Source organism: Blautia sp. NSJ-140 (genome assembly GCF_022868965.1).
Taxonomy (GTDB): Bacteria; Bacillota; Clostridia; order Lachnospirales; family Lachnospiraceae; genus Blautia_A.
On sequence record NZ_JALIFS010000013.1, the window covers coordinates 74,051 to 91,344 of the forward strand.

General features: G+C 44.4%; 14 protein-coding genes. 4 read left to right on the plus strand and 10 right to left on the minus strand.

All coding sequences use genetic code 11. From position 1 onward, the window contains the following. Positions 1–99: 99 nt before the first annotated feature. Positions 100–1,215, minus strand: coding sequence for a hypothetical protein (locus MUB50_RS14180; protein ID WP_243101157.1), 1,116 nt, complete (start codon positions 1,213–1,215; stop codon positions 100–102). A 503-nt stretch (positions 1,216–1,718) separates the two neighbouring features. Between MUB50_RS14180 and MUB50_RS14185 the strand changes: the two genes are divergently transcribed. Both MUB50_RS14185 and MUB50_RS14190 read left to right on the plus strand, forming a co-directional pair. Then, positions 1,719–2,282, plus strand: a complete 564-nt coding sequence (locus MUB50_RS14185; RefSeq protein ID WP_118626119.1) for an ECF transporter S component — start codon at positions 1,719–1,721, stop codon at positions 2,280–2,282. A 48-nt stretch (positions 2,283–2,330) separates the two neighbouring features. Then, the gene (locus tag MUB50_RS14190; protein ID WP_118626117.1) at positions 2,331–3,461 is read left to right on the plus strand and encodes a pyridoxal-phosphate-dependent aminotransferase family protein; all 1,131 of its coding nucleotides are present in this window, start codon (positions 2,331–2,333) and stop codon (positions 3,459–3,461) included. Between the two features lie 90 nt (positions 3,462–3,551). Here the strand turns inward: MUB50_RS14190 and MUB50_RS14195 are convergent, their stop codons facing one another. The 3 genes from MUB50_RS14195 to MUB50_RS14205 form a co-directional block, all read right to left on the minus strand. Further along, on the minus strand, positions 3,552–4,373 hold the full coding sequence (locus tag MUB50_RS14195; protein ID WP_118626115.1) for a carbohydrate ABC transporter permease: 822 nt from the start codon (positions 4,371–4,373) through the stop codon (positions 3,552–3,554). Beyond that, positions 4,373–5,254 (minus strand): carbohydrate ABC transporter permease, encoded by an 882-nt coding sequence (locus MUB50_RS14200; RefSeq protein ID WP_226843038.1) that lies wholly within the window; start codon positions 5,252–5,254, stop codon positions 4,373–4,375. Before MUB50_RS14200 ends, MUB50_RS14195 begins: the two co-directional genes overlap by 1 nt. A gap of 84 nt (positions 5,255–5,338) precedes the next feature. Continuing rightward, positions 5,339–6,664 carry an ABC transporter substrate-binding protein gene (locus MUB50_RS14205; protein WP_015527223.1) on the minus strand — a complete coding sequence of 442 codons (1,326 nt, stop codon included), beginning with the start codon at positions 6,662–6,664 and terminating at the stop codon, positions 5,339–5,341. Positions 6,665–6,948: 284 nt separating this feature from the next. On the opposite strand from MUB50_RS14205, the gene MUB50_RS14210 reads away from it, so the two are divergent. Both MUB50_RS14210 and MUB50_RS14215 read left to right on the plus strand, forming a co-directional pair. Then, complete coding sequence (locus MUB50_RS14210) at positions 6,949–8,751, plus strand: sensor histidine kinase (RefSeq protein WP_118626113.1); 1,803 nt, start codon at positions 6,949–6,951, stop codon at positions 8,749–8,751. A 4-nt stretch (positions 8,752–8,755) separates the two neighbouring features. Then, positions 8,756–9,523, plus strand: coding sequence for a response regulator transcription factor (locus MUB50_RS14215; protein ID WP_118368961.1), 768 nt, complete (start codon positions 8,756–8,758; stop codon positions 9,521–9,523). 98 nt (positions 9,524–9,621) lie between these two features. Here MUB50_RS14215 and MUB50_RS14220 read toward each other — a convergent pair whose 3' ends face one another. From MUB50_RS14220 to MUB50_RS14245, 6 genes are all read right to left on the minus strand, one after another. After that, the gene (locus tag MUB50_RS14220; protein ID WP_118514259.1) at positions 9,622–11,724 is read right to left on the minus strand and encodes a HelD family protein; all 2,103 of its coding nucleotides are present in this window, start codon (positions 11,722–11,724) and stop codon (positions 9,622–9,624) included. Positions 11,725–11,729: 5 nt separating this feature from the next. Further along, on the minus strand, positions 11,730–12,050 hold the full coding sequence (locus MUB50_RS14225; RefSeq protein ID WP_015527228.1) for a putative heavy metal-binding protein: 321 nt from the start codon (positions 12,048–12,050) through the stop codon (positions 11,730–11,732). Positions 12,051–12,206: 156 nt separating this feature from the next. Continuing rightward, entirely contained in the window at positions 12,207–14,576 is a 2,370-nt protein-coding gene (locus MUB50_RS14230) for a glycoside hydrolase family 31 protein (RefSeq protein WP_244791451.1), read from the minus strand. A 172-nt stretch (positions 14,577–14,748) separates the two neighbouring features. Continuing rightward, entirely contained in the window at positions 14,749–15,618 is an 870-nt protein-coding gene (locus MUB50_RS14235) for an AraC family transcriptional regulator (RefSeq protein ID WP_092068404.1), read from the minus strand. Between the two features lie 104 nt (positions 15,619–15,722). Continuing rightward, on the minus strand, positions 15,723–16,016 hold the full coding sequence (locus tag MUB50_RS14240; RefSeq protein WP_110103239.1) for a hypothetical protein: 294 nt from the start codon (positions 16,014–16,016) through the stop codon (positions 15,723–15,725). A gap of 124 nt (positions 16,017–16,140) precedes the next feature. Continuing rightward, positions 16,141–17,292 carry an aminotransferase class V-fold PLP-dependent enzyme gene (locus tag MUB50_RS14245; protein WP_118626109.1) on the minus strand — a complete coding sequence of 384 codons (1,152 nt, stop codon included), beginning with the start codon at positions 17,290–17,292 and terminating at the stop codon, positions 16,141–16,143. Between the last annotated feature and the right edge of the window lie 2 nt (positions 17,293–17,294).

The window sequence follows — 17,294 nt, forward strand, 5'->3', positions numbered from 1 at the left end:
CGCCTCTGACATAATATGACACAAAAAATCCGGGACCGCAGCCACAAAAGCTGTGATCCCGGAATTCTTATCTAACCGAATCTCCTGCTGCTCCAGGCTTTACTGTACAGGCATATAGTATACGTCTGCAGCCTCACCGTGCCAGTAGAAGCTTGTTCCATCCTCTTCATATACATCACAGTCATACTGAGAAGAGAAGGTGAAACGGTTTCCTTCGTTATCCATCCATGCACCGTTTCCGTCCGGAACGATAACACGTGGTTTACCATCGGAGTTTCTGTAAATAGTTCTTGTCTCATCTGTGTTGCCAAGCTGCTCATCTGTAAATCCGCCATTTACGATAGCACCGGAGGAGCTGCTGTCAGTGGATGCAGTTCCATCGGAAGAACCGTCAGATGTGCTACTTCCGTCAGACGCTGCACTTCCGTCGGCAGATGTGCTTCCGCCGGCAGCTGTAGTTCCATCTGCTGCTCCGTCAGTAGAAGCTGCTGCATTACCATCTGCAGATGCATTTCCGTCAGAGGAAGCTGCTGCATTATCTTTACCGGCAGTCTTGGCTGCGGAACCATTTGCCGCACTCTTCAGAGTGGAATCACCAAGGATCGCAAAGCTGTCGACAGACTCCTGAACCTTTTTCAGAGCATCCTCTTTTTTAACAGAGGCCACAATGCTGTAATACTCGCTGTCACTTACAAAGTATTTATTGATAGCATATACATAACCGTCACTCTTGGTCGTATCCTTATATTTCACAGTATAAGAATAAATGTTGATTCCGTCTTTCTGATCTGCCTTGTAATCCTGGATCTCAAAATCGGTTCCATTTACCATGTTCTCTGCCTGTGTCATGGAAACTGCCATATCCTGGGAGTTCGGGATCACTGCGGATTCCAGGTCAGCACCGGAGCCATGAAGGATCAGGATCCTGCCCTGGTCCGGAGACTCGAAGCTTACCATATCTGTCTCATCGGACTTGTTGGCCCAGGTTGCATCCGGAAGCTTGATCGCTACAGATTTATCCTTGGATGTATAGGTTGTATTCTGTGCATCTGCTGCAACAGTCGGTGTAACCTTCGCTTTTTTCGCCGGTGTCGGAGTAGGAGTAGACTCCACAACCACGCTGTCCTCTTTTCCTCCTCCGAAACTACATGCCGTCATGACACCAGAAAGAGCAACAGTCATAGCTAAAAGTGCAATAAATTTTTTATTCTTCATAGTATCCTCCTCATAATCATCATCAGTCACAAAGTGTGTCCGGAACATTCACTCCTGAACACACTCTTTGCTATAGTTTACGATTTTATTACAGCTTTGTCAATTGATTTCTCCCTGTACTTTATGAATATATCTCGGGTTTTCTGTGACCTTCACTCACAAAAAACACCTCGCGGGACATTGCCGGTGAACCGTAAGCAGACATCCTGCTCCGTACAGGATTTTTCTAACATTATAATCTTCCCAGATATACCTATCTTATTCTCTTCCTATGCTGACCCTGTATTTCCCGTTTTACGCCTTCATTACGAAAACTCTGTTTTATTCCCCACCAGGTAAACCTCCTGTTTTAATGACAAATATCCCTCTCAGATCTGTCCCCTCTTTTTTTTCTATAATTGTGTCTTTATTCATGTACACTCATGTTGTAAAGTATACCCAACCAAAAATATATGAAAAGAGGACATCAATACATCGATGTTTTCGGGAAAGGATCTATCACTATGGAAAAAGCAGTTCAGACATCTCAGAGAACTGACCAGGAGCTTTCATCTGTTCAGTTTCTCACCATTACAGCCGCATTTGTTGCACTGACTTATATCTTCACCGCATTTATTAATGTTAAGCTTCCGATCGCAGCCAACGGCGGACTGATCCACCTTGGAAATGTGCCGTTATTCATCGGTGCCATTTTATTCGGAAAGAAAACCGGAGCCATTGCCGGTGGGATCGGAATGGGGCTCTTTGACCTTCTCTCCGGCTGGACCCTGTGGGCACCATTTACTCTTATTATTGTAGGGATCATGGGCTTCACAGTAGGTAAGCTCACAGAAGATCACCGGCACCAGAACATGAAATGGTATGTGATCGCCATTGCCGCAGCCTGCGTGATCAAAGTAGTAGGATACTACATTGCAGAGGTTATCATCTATGGAAATCCACTGGCACCGGTATCTTCCATCCCGGGAAACCTGGTCCAGATCGGTGTTGCAGCTGTCATCGTTCTCATAGTGATCACCCCCTTAAACCTTGCAGCAAGAAAAACCGGATTAAAAAAACAGCTGTAACAGCAGCCGTAATTTACGGAAATAATATAAAGATCAAGAGGTGAGCTTATGTATAAGATCATGACACCGGGACCTACACAGGTCGCAGAAAATGTCCGTCTGGCAAGAAGCATGGAATGCACAAATCCAGATCTGGACGAAGATTTTGTCGAATTTTATAAAGAAACCTGCGAGAAGATCAGTTCTCTTCTCCATACCTCCAACGAAACCCTCATCTTAAGCGGTGAGGGTATCCTTGGACTGGAGGCTGCCATTGCTTCCATGACTGAGCCCGGAGATAAGGTTCTTGTTCTGGACAATGGTATCTACGGAAAAGGCTTTGCCGATTTTGTTTCCATGTACGGAGGCAGACCGGAGCTTTATACCAGAGATTATCAGAACACTCTCGATGTAAAGGAACTGGAAGCTTTCCTTGCGGATAACCACGACTACAAATATGCAACCGTAGTACACGGTGATACTCCAAGCGGCATGCTTAACGATGTAGCTGCCATCTGCCCGCTTCTAAAAAAATACGGGATCCTTACCGTTGTAGATTCTGTCTCCGCTTCCTTCGGCGAGCCTCTGAACATTGATGTATGCCAGATCGATATCATGTGCGGCGGATCACAGAAGGTGGTATCTGCACCTCCGGGACTTACCTTTGTTGTAGTCAGCAGTGATGCAAAGAAATCCATGGCAGACCGTAAGACACCAATTGCTTCTTTCTATGCCAATCTTACAGCTTTTGCACATTATTACGAAGAGAAATGGTTTCCATATACAATGCCGATCAGCGATATCTACGGACTCCGCGCTGCCATTGACAACATCGCAGCAGACCCTGCCATCCTCTCCCGCCACGCAAAGATCGCCAGTGCCTCCAGAAAAGCCATCACAGGCGCAGGCCTGAACCTTTACCTGCACAGCGGATATTCCAATACAGTTACTGTTTTTGAAGTACCGGAGGGCACAACAGCCGAAGCGATCCTTGATGGAGTAAAAAAAGACTACAACATTATGCTGGCAGGTTCCTTCGATGTCCTGGCTGGCAAAGTGATCCGCATCGGACATATGGGAAACAACGCTACATTCTATAATGTAAGAGAAGTTTTCGCTGCCCTGGACGGAACTTTACGCAGGCTTGGCGTTCCGCTTAAGGCTTCCATGGAGGAGATCTTCTGCAAAAACATGCAGTAATTTCTGAGATTTCAATAGTAAAAAGCACTGTAAGATAAATCCAACTTTTCATCTCGCAGTGCTTTTTTATAATTCTTATAATATTTTTCTTTATTCTTTTACCGCACCGGATGTCATACCACCTACGATGTATTTCTGGCCGATCATGTAAACAATGATAACCGGGATACAGGTAAGTACGATATCAGCAAAAATATAGTTCCAGTAACTCTTGTTCTTTCCGAAGAACTGATATACAGCCATTGTCATCGGGAAGAGACGGCTCTTGCTTGACAGATACAAAGGTGTGAGGAAATCACTCCATACTGTCATGAACTGAAGGATAAAACATGTTACCATAGTTGGTTTCAGAAGCGGCATGATGATCTTGAAGAACAGGCTTAACGGGCCTGCGCCGTCGATAACAGCAGCCTCGTCCAGCTCAACCGGGACAGAGATTACGAAGTTACGGATGGTAAATACACAGAACGGAATCATTGCACTGGTAAATACCATGATAATGCCAACTCTTGTATCGTTCAGGTGCAGTGTACTGAGTACACGTACCAGAGTTACATAGTTGACCGGAAAAAACAGTCCACAAAGTACAAAATAATACAGAAATACATTTAACTTTGTTCTCTTACGGCACATGACAAATGCAGCCATTGCACAAAGTACAACGCCAAGTGTTGTAGCGATCAGCGCATATGCAAAACTGTTCAGGAATCCCTGGATCAGGCTTCCTTTTTCAATAACCTCAGAGTAGTTGGAAAATACCCACTCTGTAGGAAGTGCCAGACTCATTCTGGCTGCCTCTGCTTTTGTCTTAAAAGAGTTGATCAATACCATATAAAATGGAAGCACGACACATAAGCAAAGCAGGATACATACAACATGTTTTAATAAATTCTGAATTCTTTTTTTTGCCATTACTGCTGTACCTCCTGTTTACTTAATGTCTTAACAATAAATACACCTATGATCGCTGTAATTACAAGAAGAACAGTATTCAATGCAGAAGACATTCCATACTGGCCTCTGGAATAGAGCTGGAATGCATAAGTTGTAAGAACCTCTGTTGCATGTCCAGGACCGCCGTTTGTAAGTACATAAACAATATCGAATACTTTCAGACCATATGTAATACCAAATACAAGGTTGATCATGATAGCACCACTCAGCATCGGAAGTGTTACATACCGAAGTCTCTGCCAGAAGTTTGCACCATCGATCTGCGCAGCCTCATAATAAGATTTCGGAATCGTATTCAGACCTGCAAGGAAGATAGTCATGACATAACCAATGCCTCTCCACGCATCTACACCATAGATGGATTTCCATACAATAGCCAGATCAGACAGCCATTTCTGTTTGAAGATTCCAAGATGGAATGCATCAAGAAGTGTGTTTAAAAGTCCGTTATTATAATTCAGGATGGATTTAAATACAAGACCAATGATTACAAAAGGCAGAATAGACGGCAGGTAGAGCAATGTTCTGTAAAGCCCTTTGCCTTTAAGTCCCTCCTGAAGCATAATCGCGATCAGAAGAGCCGGGATCAGCTTAACGATGTTGGAAATGATAGTAAACTTCAATGTATTGCCAATACCGCTCAGATAAGACTTATCTGATGTAAAAATCTCAGCAAAATTCTGCAGTCCCACAAAATGAGTACCATTAAGAACACTTCTGGAGTTCCAGTCTGTAAAGGAGTAACCAACACCCATTACACTGGGAAGCAGGAAAAAAATAATATATAATGCCAACGGCAGTATCAGAAACCACTGTGGATAGATTCTCTTCTTATTCACAGAAAGCACCTCCTGTTTTAAGTTAAAACAGAGCCGGCAAATACCGGCTCTGCCTTCGGGTCAACTAGTTTTAAGTTCTGTTATTTATTTCCAGTTCTCGTCGCCTACAGTTTTTGCTGCCTCAGCACGGTTGGTATCCATGTTCTTAAGAACATCATTTGCTTCCATCTCGCCCTGGCAGAATGCAACCATATCCTGACCAAACTGTGTCCAGTAATCGTTTGTATATTTTGTACCTGTCTGAAGTGTTACAACAGCCTTCTTGTCATCCGGAACTGTTTTAAGGAACTCCTGCTCCTCCGGCAGCCAGTGCTGCTCAAGCTTGTCATCGTTAACGTCAAGGTTTGTGTATGCCGGAGAGTTATCAAGAATTTCCTGAAGGCTCTCTGTTGTTGTAACGAAGTTGAAGAACTCTTTTACAAGATCCTCATGCTCTGTTCCCTTGTAACCAAACATTGTCGGGCCGGAGTTGCTGCTTGGATACCAGGTATTGTCGCCAAGTGGCTCAAGGAACATTCCAAACTCATCAGATGTGCCTGTGTCTTCCTGGATCTGTTTGATGAAACTGGAATTTGCAAGTGCCATTGCACAGTTTCTGTCACCAAATTCGTTGGACATGTTTGTACTGTCTGTTCCGATCCAGTCTTCTCCGAAGTATCCTGCATCAGAGAGTTCTTTGAACTCATTCAGAACTTCAAGCATCTTCTCGTTATCTGCAAATGTTGCTTTGTTTTCATTTAATTCGTCATAAAGACCAGGTGTTGCTTCTTCATAAACGCCGCCGATCTGGAAAAATGCCAGCTGATGCTGCCATCCATCTGCACCAGGCATGAACCAAGGTGTGATTCCTGCATCCTGGATCTTACCGCAGAGTTCTTTCAGCTCATCATATGTTGTCGGTACTTCCCAGCCGTTCTCTTCGAACAGTGTCTTGTTGTAAACCATTACATACTCCGGAGATGCGTTCCAGATCTGAAGTCCGTACAGTTTGTCATTGTATACGCAGGACTCTTTTCTTGTCTCCGGCATAACATTCTCCCAGGAAGCTCCTGTAAAGTCGATGCAGTATTTCTCAGGATCAACGATGGTAGATTCAATTGCAAACGGGTTGGACTGGATCCAGAAGATATCTGCACAGGAATCTGTAGCAAGTTTGGACTGAAGAAGATCTGAATACTGATCAGCCGGAATTGTCTGAAGGTCTACGGTAACATCGTAGGTATCCTCAAAACGTTTAATTGTCTCATCGTAACGATTGTCCATCCATCCTGCTGAAACCAGGATGCTGAGCTCCTCGCCTGCGAAATCGCTCTTCTCATCCGCTGCAGATACGTTCACTGCAAGTCCTGTCGTCATGGAAGCGATCATTGCTGCTGCACAGGCTACTGCCAGAAATCTCTTTCTTTTCATTAATGTTTCCTCCTTTTTTGAACTGATTTTTCGTTCTCTCTTGATGATATTAGTTTATCATCTGATCATTTTAAAAGCCATGGATATTCCTGCCCTGTATTTGTACTTTTTTCACAGTTTATTATACTTTTTTCATATTTTCCGTAACTATACACAAGTTTCTATTGACATTTTCAAGCACTATTTCAGAATTACATTTTTACGGTTTGTACTTTTTTTACAAATGTGCTATACTTTTAGCCAATGTTTTGCACGACCATTTCACACACAGGGGGCTTACCAATATGAAAACACGCAGTCTGCAGTCCAAACTTTTTATCGCCTATCTTGGCATGGCCTGCCTGATCCTTTTTTCTTTTGCCATATTCTTTTATGTTTTTTCATCCGGGCAGCTGAAGAAAAGCCAGATCAGTGCCATGAGCACCTTAAATTCCACATTTCAGTCCCAGGTAGACTCTGCAATCCAGAATCTTGACACTGTATCTGTAAACATCAATTACAGCAACATGTCGAAATCCGTTCTCGACCAGAAATTTGACCTTAATATTTCCGATGAAATGCTTTCTGCCATGTCCGATCTTTTTATCTCCTTAAGCGGCACTGAATTGAAAGCAGATCAGGTAAATCTTTATGATTTCTCCGGATATGTGCTCCAGGCCGGCCTTTCCACCATGGTCAAAAAAAGCAACGACTCTCATAATGAATGGATCCAGAAAGCCCGTGAAGCCAACGGAAAAAAAGTCCTGACAGCTCCTTACAGCACTTACGTCTATTCAAAATCTGCCCGCTATCCCCAGTGGTTCATCTCCCTGTACCGCTCCTTCACCAACCAGTACGGCCGTGGTGTCGGCGTGATTGAAACCGCCAAACAATGTAAATCCATCTTTAAGAGCATCATTTCCTATGAGAAAAAAAATCACGGAAATGCTGCCAGTGTCTATGTTTTCAATGAGTCCGGCGATCTTATCTATCCTTATGATATCACAGCCGACGATACCAATGATATTTCAAAATATTACAAACTTACTGATTCTGACCAGGATACCCTTACCATACAGAGTCCCGTCACAGATCAGAAAGAATACGTCTCCAGACTGAATTCCGCATATACAGGCTACACTTATCTGACTATCCAACCGGAATCTGTGATCCTTGCCCCTGCATACAAAATGCTGAAGATCCTTCTGGCTGTTGTTGCTACTTTTCTTGCCGCAGCAGTAATCATTTCCTACAGGCTTTCCCGCTCTGTAGTAAAACCGGTGAAACACCTGAAGCACATTATCCAGCGTATGGAACTGGACACTCTCGGCCAGGAAAAAGTCACTTCCTATCCGGTTTCCGTCAATGAACTGGAAGAACTGTATCAGGCATTCCAGCTGATGAGCGATAACCTAAAAGATTCCATGACTCAGCTTAACGAAGCCAAGGAGCAGGAAATGAAAGCACGCAGCATGGCTTTGCAGAGTCAGATTAATCCTCATTTTTATTACAACTCTCTTTCCAGCATTATGGTGCTTGCAGAAAACGGAGATACGGATACCGTGGAAAAAATGTGCCGCAATCTTTCCAGGATCATGCGTTATATTACCAATACTGCTGAAACAACTGTAACACTCCGCGAAGAGCTTGATTATGTCCAGAAATATCTCTACTGCATGAAGGTCCGCTACCAGTCCAGTCTGAATTATTCCATTGATGTAGATGAATCTCTTCTGGATCAGCCGGTTCCGAAGCTGATCATCCAGCCTATTGTGGAAAACGCTATCAAATATGGTTCTGACTGCGAACCGCCATGGACTATCACAATCAGCAGTACAATAAACCAAAACAGCTGGCAGATCGATGTTACAGACACCGGACCGGGATTCACTGAAAAAGCCAAGAAAAAAATAAATTCAGATATCATGAATGCCATTCGAAATCCCGGCATGCCTGCTTTGAAGATCAACGGTCTTGGCACTGTCAATGTATTTCTCCGCTGGAAACTCTTCTGCAAAGATGACATAATTTTCAGGTATGGAAATACAGCGGACGGCCACGGAATTGTTTCTATTGGACGGTATTTTCAGACAGATGCGGAGGAATAATACTATGAACTATACTGTTATTGTGGCAGAAGATGAAGAACTTCTTCTGAATAATCTGGTACATAAGATTGAAAAAGCAGATCCTGATTTTCAGGTGATCGGCACAGCACAGACAGGTGCACAGGCCCTCTCGCTGGTGGAACAGATGAGCCCGGATGTGGTATTTACGGATATCAAGATGCCCGTCATGGACGGAATCACCCTGCTCACCAGGATCCGTGATCAGTTTCCCTTTACGAAATTTGTGATCACCAGCGGATTTTCTGATTTTAAATATGCAAAAAAAGCCATCACGCTGAAGGTTTCTGATTACCTTCTGAAGCCTGTAGATCCGGACGAACTCCAAAATGTTCTCCTTAAGATCAAACAGGAACTTCAGATCAAACGTGATGACTACGAAACCGTATTCGCCCCAGGTGCTTCCTGCATGTCACCGGGACAGATTGCAGAGCTTCTCAAGAACTTCATGGTACAGAATTATGCAGAGGATATCAACCTGAACCTGATTGCAGGAACCATGAACTACAGTCCCAGCTACCTGACCAAAATCTTCTGTCAGGTCTATGACTGCACCCCTACCAAATATCTGATCAATCTCCGGATGAGCCATGCACAGAAGCTGCTGATCCATGAGCCTTCCCTTTCTGTAAAACAGATCGGTGAAATGTGCGGCTATCACGACCAGGGATATTTCAGCAGGATCTTTAAGAAACATACAGGGAAAAGCCCTCTGGAATATAAAGATGAGGGAGAGAGCCAGCAGATCAGTTAATAAATTTTCCAGGTATATATAAACAAAAAAGTCATTTCACGACGTCCGGTTATGCTCTGTTCCCAAAGCATCCGGCTTCTGAAATGACTTTTTATATTTTATTTCACAACTTCATACATATACAATTCATGAAGAGCTCTCGTCGCCGCAATATATCTCGCCCGCTCCACGATCGGACTTCGGTCTTCCCCAGGAAATACAGAAAATACCTGATCAAACTCCAGACCCTTTGCCATGTAGAATGTTGTGACAGTCAGGCCTTTTTGGAAGTTTGTGCTGTCTCTGTGAAGAAGGGACAAACGCTCCTTGGTATCAAAGCCTTCTGCTTCCAGCTTCTCCTTCAGAATGTAGTAAGTTTCCCTTGCTTCATCTGCAGTTCTTGCGATCACTGCTGCTGTTTCATATGAAATAATATCTTCAACACCTTCATCTGCATTCTCAGCTATGACTGCCTGCTTCTCAAGCCGCAGCTCTCTCACTACGCTCTCCAGTGCCTCCTCAAGCCCCGGAAATTCTTTTTCCACAACAGGTTTTCCATGACGTTCAAAAAGCTCCACTTCCGTAATTCCCGCCAGTTTATTGGCATAAGACGCAATCTCAACAGTATTACGGTAGCTCTTGTTCATCACGATCCTGCGTATATCTTTTCCGAAGATCTTAGGCAGAAATGTCAGCACATCCTGTTGCTCGCCGTCCATAGTCTGTTCTCTGTCCCCAAGAATAGTCATCCTGCATTTAAAGAGTCTCTGAATGATCAGATACTGGATCATGGAATAATCCTGCATCTCATCCACGATCAGATGGCGCACACCGGAATCCTCCTGCTGAGTTTCCAGCCGATATTTCAGATACAAAACCGGATACACATCCTCATAGCGCAGCTTTCTTTTTTCATACTGAACCTGTGGAAGAGAAGGAAAACCCTCCTGTCTCAGGAAACGGTTGTACAGCACATAGAGATCTCTTGTCTCATACATCCTGTAGAAACGGTTCTTCACAGCCTCCCTTTCCTCATCCGGAAGATCGAATCCCTTAAGAGTCTCCACCTCATCAATGAAATATTCTGCTACTGCATCCATTCTGGAAAGCAGCGGGATATCCATGAATTTAAAGTAAAAAAGCTCTATGATCTCCTGCTCTTTTTTGACCACGCCTCTGTGTTCCACATCACGGAAGTTCATAAGGCTGTCCTCAAGCTCCACCAGATATCCTTCCATACGATCCAGAAAATCCCGTGACAGTTTCTCTTTCAGAAGCTTTTCATCGCATAATCCTGCAATCTGACGCTCGATCAGATCATATCTGTCTTCACAGTCAGAAACAACATTTTTCAGTCTCTTGTATGCAAAAAGGTCAAAGCTCATCTCCCGGATATTCTCCTCGCCAAGCTCCGGCAGGATATGGGAAATATAGTCCGAGAACACCCCATTCGGTGAAAGCACCAGCACAGAAGAAGATTTCAGATTTTTCCTGTCATGATACAGGAGATAAGCGATCCTGTGAAGGGCAATGGAAGTCTTTCCGCTTCCTGCTGCTCCCTGGATCACCATGATACGATCCGAAGTGTTTCGGATGATCGCATTCTGCTCCTTCTGGATCGTGCGGATAATATTCTTCAGCTGTACATCACCGTTGCTTCCAAGCTCTGCCTTCAGGATCTCATCGTCAATCTTCACATCACTCTCAAACTCATAGATCATTTTTCCACCGCGGATCTTGTACTGCCACTTGGCAGCAATATCCCCGTGGATCTCGCCAAGCGGAGCCTGGTAGGAAGCCGGTCCCTTGTCAAAATCATAGAACAGTCCGGACACAGGTGCTCTCCAGTCATAGATCAACGGAAGTCCGCCGTTCTCCTCAGCCAGGTTCGCAATTCCGATATAAAATATCTCCGGCTCATCTTCTCCTTCATAGCAGAAATCCACCCTTCCGAAAAACGGTGAATCCATCATCTTCCTGAATCTCCGACGCAGTTCGATCTTCTCATTGCTGGCATTGATCTCATGGAGAAGTGCCTGCTGGTTATCAAAATTCTCATATCCGTACTGGTCCATCTCTGTATAGTTTTCCCAGTAGTACTCATGCATACCTTCGATTTCTTTCTGCCCGACCTCTATGGATTCATCCAGCTGTGCGATCCTGTGCTTCAATGTCTCTGTCACATGTGAAAGGTATTCACGTCCGTTTTTTACCGCTGCCATAAGCCTTAATCCACCACTACAGCAGTTCCACTTGCTGTTACCATCAGCATTCCATTATCTGCACCAAGCACTTCGTAGTCAATATCCACACCGATCACTGCATTAGCTCCCATTGCACCTGCACGCTGCTCCAGCTCTGCCAGGGCTTCTCCTCTGGCTTTCTGAAGTTCTTCCTCATAACCGGCGCTTCTGCCGCCAAAGAAATTCCGAAGACCTGCTCCAAGATCTTTCATGAAATTTACTCCTGTGATCACTTCTCCGAATGCGATTCCTTTATATTCACGGATTGCTCTTCCCTCTACAGATGGCGTTGTTGTTATGATCATGGTAAAATCCTCCCGTTTCTGTTGTTTTTTCTCAGGCATAAAAATGCCTTATTACAGAATTATACCCGAAAGCCGTCACGATGTATAGAGTAAAAAAAGGCTGCCCAAAGAGATGCCAGGCACCTTTTCAGACAGTCTTTCCTTATTATCGCTTATTTATTTTACAACTTCAGTCACATAGGAAACTTCTTCCATTCCCGGATAACTTCCCTGACGCCCGCCAACAGTCAGAGTTCCTGTTTTATCATCCCAGGTAAGCTCTGTTGTTGCATAAGCACCGTTTTCAAAATTGTAGTTATTTCCCTCATCCTCATAAATAGTGAACTTGCAGTTTTCACCTGGATATACCATAAGTTTCACCGACTCCTCAGGTTTCTGGGAAGCATATACAAGTCCCTCTGCAACAGGAAGGATACTTCCTGCTTTTACAAAGATCGGCATCCGGTCGATCGGAGCATCTACGGTTACGTACTGGCCGCCTTCATACTCCTTGTTTGTCCAGTAATCGTACCATTTCGTACCTGCCGGGAGATAGCATTTCCATGTTTTCTCTCTATGGAGCTCAGTACTCTCCGGTCCGTAATACATCGGCTCTGTAACAGCACAGATCAGAAGGGACGGTCCGAACATAAACTCATTCTCAACCTTGCGTGCTTCTTTATCCTCCGGGAAGTCAAAGAGAAGGCTTCTCATAATCGTATAATCATTAAAATGTACAGCACCTGCAAGGGAATAAATATACGGCATCAGATGATAACGGAGCTTGATAAACTTCTCGATGGCATCATAGAACATGGTTCCTTTTTCACCAAAGTTCCAGATTTCTCTTGGTGTATCAGTTCCATGGGAACGGAACATCGGAAGGAAGGTTCCCATCTCCAGCCATCTTGTATACAGCTCACAGTATCCTTTATCCTTCACACCTTCGTTATATTTGCCCTGCCAGAACCATTTCGGCTCCGGATCTGTGTTGCAGCCGCATCCACGGTTCTGCCACTTATCAGCAACTGTAAAGAAAGCGCCGATATCCAGTGTCCAGTATGGATATCCACTCAGTCCCATATTCAGGCCTTCCACGATCTGTGTCTTAAGATTATCCCAGGATGCACAGGTATCGCCTGACCACAGCATTGCAGAATATTTCTGGCCGGAAGCATAGCCGGAACGTGTCAGGTTAAGAACTCGTTTCTCTTCTGTAGTTTTTCTCTGATTCTCATAAATTCCCTTTGCATGCATCAGTGCAAAAGCATTGGCAACAGCAGGATCCAGATATTTCTTGTGCTCACCGCCGACAAGCTCATATCTTTCCCATGGCTCTCTTTTTGCTGCACCACTCCAGTCAGGACCGGAAAACGGTTCTGTGGAATCGCACCACCAGGAATCAAAGCCCTGGTCAAAAAGTCCTTCCTGTGCCTGTTTCCAGTACATTTCTCTCGCTTCTTCATTAAAAGCATCATAAGTCGCATAATCATAAAGAAGATGACCAGTCTTAAAAAACTCTGTATGGTTCTTGCCGCCTGCATTCATATTCGGCCATACGGAAACCATGGTATGGGCATTCAGTTTGTGGATTTCCTCCGCACATTCTTTCATATCTCCGTAACGCTTCTGATCCAGGATCTTCTCGCCCCAGTTTCCAGGATCCCAGGTATTCCAGTCCTGTACCACACAGTCAAGCGGAACCCCGATCTTACGGTAGTGGCGAACAATCTCAAGAAGCTCTTTTGCCGTGTAATACTGCTCTTTGGACTGTACATAGCCATAAGCCCATTTCGGCAGCATCTGCGCCTTGCCTGTAAGATAACGGTAATCATGGATGATCTCATCCATAGTATGACCGCCCATAAAATAATAATCGATCTGATCTACAGTATCCAGAAACAGATAGGAATCTTTCAGATCATCATTAAAAGTCATAAGTGAACAGCAGTCAACAAGAATTCCATATCCTTCTGTGGAAACCAAAACCGGCATCGGGATACGCATGTTATGCTGATATAAGTACTGGCAGTGACCTCTGTAATTGTAAATACCTTCCTCTGCCTGGCCAAGCCCATGGATTTCCTCATCCTCTTTCCATGTGAAGAACAGTTTTCCACGATATGCTGTTCTTACTTTCTCAGCTTTCAGATTCTGGATAAAATTCCTCTCACCGTCAACTGTCTTTACACGGTTGATGATCGGCTCCTCATCGCCTGTATTATAGTGGATCACATCTGTTTCAGTCAGTTCCGGTTTCTTCTGGGAAAGCCACTTGCTTCCGTCTGCATGCTTCCAGATGATATCACCGGATGCAGTGTTGATCTCTGCACAAACTTTCACAGTTTTCACAATGATACTTCCTGCATTTTCCTCTGCTGAAAAATCAACCTCAGGATATTCTTTTTTCTCAATGATCAGGGAGTCCTGTGCCTCTTTGATCTCTTTTCCGGAAACGATCATGCGGATGATCTCCTCTGTCACCGGAACCACCCGGTATGTCAGCTTTCCAGCTTCAAACTGTACATAGCTATCTGTTTTAACCATAATTTCCCTTCTCCTTATCTGTCCGGTAAATCAGACATTAATATTCCGTTTCTGATATCGGAGCCTTTCTAATAAAAAAGCTCCGATATCAGGACAAAATTTCTTACTTTTATCCTAACATCGAAGCCTGATTTCCGTCTATGACTTATCCGCTCATGAATTTTAACTATTTTTACTGTTTCTTCTGCTTCTCATCTTTCGGCGGTTTCCCCACGTGTTTTTTGTAAAGTCTGTAAAAATTGGAAATATTATTAAATCCGCATTCCATGGCGATTTCCGTAACATTTTTATCTGTTTCCCGAAGAAGCTCACGCGCATGGTTGATCCTCATCCTTGTGACATAATCGCTGAAACTGATATTTGTCACCTTACGGAAATAAGAAGAAAAATAGTTGGAACTCATATATACGGAAGAAGCAACTTCTTCCAGAGTGATCTTCTCACAGTAATGATCATCTATGTAATTAAAAGCCTGCTCAAGACGCTTCATTGCATTTTTCTTCTCACGGAGCATTTCCCCTGACTTGCTCTCATCCTGATAAGCCCGGATCAGCATGGTAAGGATGCGAAGTACATTCGCCTTGATCATCAGCGGATAGCCTTCTTTTTTCTGCTGCCATTCGTGATAGATCTCCCAGATACTGGAACGGATCTCTCCGCTTACCTCTTCTTCCCTGCCGATACGGTTCTTAAAATTACTTCCTCTCTCAACAAAAGGCTTCAGATATTCCGTATCAAAAATACTCAGCTTTTCGGCCACGAATTCCGGTGAAAAGATCATCACAAGAAGCTTCATGTCTCCACCGATCAGCTTCCATCCATGAGGCTCCACATTATTGAAGATGATGATGTCATCTTCTTCCATTGTATATTCCTGCCCGTTTACAAAATAATTTCCCTTGCCCCCCAACACACAGGTGATCTCGAAATAGCTGTGCCAGTGATAACTTCCAGGCCGACTGTTCTCCGGTGTCAGTTCCACCTCTGAAATCTGAAAAGGAAATTCTTTGTCAAGGGGTATGTTGTCTCTCTCTAATCGCAAATTCTGCCTCCTGTAAACGCAGACACTGTCATCGCATCAGCTGTTTCCGGCAGGACCGGCAGCTTTTCCAGTGTCTTCTTACGCTCACAATATTATAGCAGATATTATTTTTCCATGCAATCTGTGATAGTTCGTTCTAACTCTTCCAGCTGATCTTCGTGCTTCCCATGGACAGCAATGCGGAAATAATCATTACCCTGAATTCCTTTTATCATATAGTAATCGCTGTCAATCTTAAAAAACGGCTGTTTCAGCATATCAAGATATGTGAATCCACCCAATGGTCTCAGCTTCAGAATGAATTCCCGCTCTACCGGTTCATCCAGAAGATAATCCCAGGCAAACCAGCCGGATTCTGCACATTTTTCCCTGGAAGGCTGTTTTCCTATTATTTTCATAATCGTGTATTCCCCTTTCCTTTACAGGCAGATTTCCCGTGGATCTACTGTCTGCCCTATATGACTGATTCCTGTGATCGTTCTTCGTAATACATCCGTATAAATTTGCTCTGTAACTTGCCTGCTAAATATTCCGTGCCACAGATGCTGCTATTTCCTTCGCAGCTCCTAAAAATTCCTTTATATCCTTCTCCTCCGTAAACCACGAAACACTTACTCTCACAGTTCCGCCCTCTTCTGTTCCCATTGCCTTATGGATCAATGGCGAACAGTGAAGCCCTGAACGGACAATGATCCCATATCCGCTTTCCAGAATATACGCGGCATCCGAAGCTTTCAGTCCCTGAAAATTCAGGCTCATCACAGGTCCTCTGCATACGTCATGGTTTCCGTAGCTCCTTACACCCTCTATCTGTTCCAGACCACAATAAAGCATTTCCATTAGACGAGCTTCTTTTTCCATAATTGCCGCAAGTCCTGTCTGCTCAATAAACTCCGCCCCAGCCAGAAGTCCTGTGATTCCCGGCATGTTCTGAGTTCCTACCTCATACTCATAATCTTTGTTCTCGTAGGTAAGCTGTGCGCTGTTTCTTCCGGTTCCCCCATATTTCAGAGGCTTCAGCTCAATTCCGCTCCTGACATAAAATCCGCCGGTTCCCTGAATTCCCATCAGACTTTTGTGGCCTGTAAAAATAAGCGCATCTGCTTCCCATTTATCTGCATCAACAGGGATACAGCCAGCACTCTGCGACACATCCACGATCAGGATCAGTCCATGTCTCTTTACAAATTCCCGGATCATCTCCATATCCTGCACACAGCCTGTCACGTTGGAACAGTGGTTCACGATCAGCACACGGCTGTCCGGTCGTACTGCTGTTTCCAGGGCTTCTTCCGTCACTGTCCCGTTTATCATACACTTCACTACCAGCACCGGATGTTCTCTCAGCTGTTCCAGATTATATACCGGACGTAGCACACTGTTATGCTCTGTCTGCGTTACCAGGATGCTACTGCCTTTTTCACCGTAGTCCAGCCCCCCAAGGACTGTATTCATGCTTTCTGTTGCCCCTGATGTAAAAAATATTCTCTCTGTTTCCCTGATTCCAAGGAGCTGTCCCAGTTTTTCCCGGCAAAGTACTTCCACATCTTTTTTCATGATCGAGCTGCCGCCCCGGAACTGCGAAGCAGGCGTGCCGCTAAGGCACGCCTGCACAGCTTCCAAAACAGCAGGGGGCTTCGGCCAGGAAGTTGCCCCGTTGTTCAGATATATCATCC

What these genes read in the sequence shown, in the direction of transcription:
- MUB50_RS14220 (WP_118514259.1), bottom strand. Translation starts at nt 11,724, where the DNA reads ATGGCAGCGGTAAAAAACGGACGTGAATACCTTTCACATGTGACAGAG.
- MUB50_RS14190 (WP_118626117.1), top strand. Translation starts at nt 2,331, where the DNA reads ATGTATAAGATCATGACACCGGGACCTACACAGGTCGCAGAAAATGTC.
- MUB50_RS14195 (WP_118626115.1), bottom strand. Translation starts at nt 4,373, where the DNA reads ATGGCAAAAAAAAGAATTCAGAATTTATTAAAACATGTTGTATGTATC.
- MUB50_RS14245 (WP_118626109.1), bottom strand. Translation starts at nt 17,292, where the DNA reads ATGATATATCTGAACAACGGGGCAACTTCCTGGCCGAAGCCCCCTGCT.
- MUB50_RS14180 (WP_243101157.1), bottom strand. Translation starts at nt 1,215, where the DNA reads ATGAAGAATAAAAAATTTATTGCACTTTTAGCTATGACTGTTGCTCTT.
- MUB50_RS14205 (WP_015527223.1), bottom strand. Translation starts at nt 6,664, where the DNA reads ATGAAAAGAAAGAGATTTCTGGCAGTAGCCTGTGCAGCAGCAATGATC.
- MUB50_RS14215 (WP_118368961.1), top strand. Translation starts at nt 8,756, where the DNA reads ATGAACTATACTGTTATTGTGGCAGAAGATGAAGAACTTCTTCTGAAT.
- MUB50_RS14185 (WP_118626119.1), top strand. Translation starts at nt 1,719, where the DNA reads ATGGAAAAAGCAGTTCAGACATCTCAGAGAACTGACCAGGAGCTTTCA.
- MUB50_RS14240 (WP_110103239.1), bottom strand. Translation starts at nt 16,016, where the DNA reads ATGAAAATAATAGGAAAACAGCCTTCCAGGGAAAAATGTGCAGAATCC.
- MUB50_RS14230 (WP_244791451.1), bottom strand. Translation starts at nt 14,576, where the DNA reads ATGGTTAAAACAGATAGCTATGTACAGTTTGAAGCTGGAAAGCTGACA.
- MUB50_RS14210 (WP_118626113.1), top strand. Translation starts at nt 6,949, where the DNA reads ATGAAAACACGCAGTCTGCAGTCCAAACTTTTTATCGCCTATCTTGGC.
- MUB50_RS14225 (WP_015527228.1), bottom strand. Translation starts at nt 12,050, where the DNA reads ATGATCATAACAACAACGCCATCTGTAGAGGGAAGAGCAATCCGTGAA.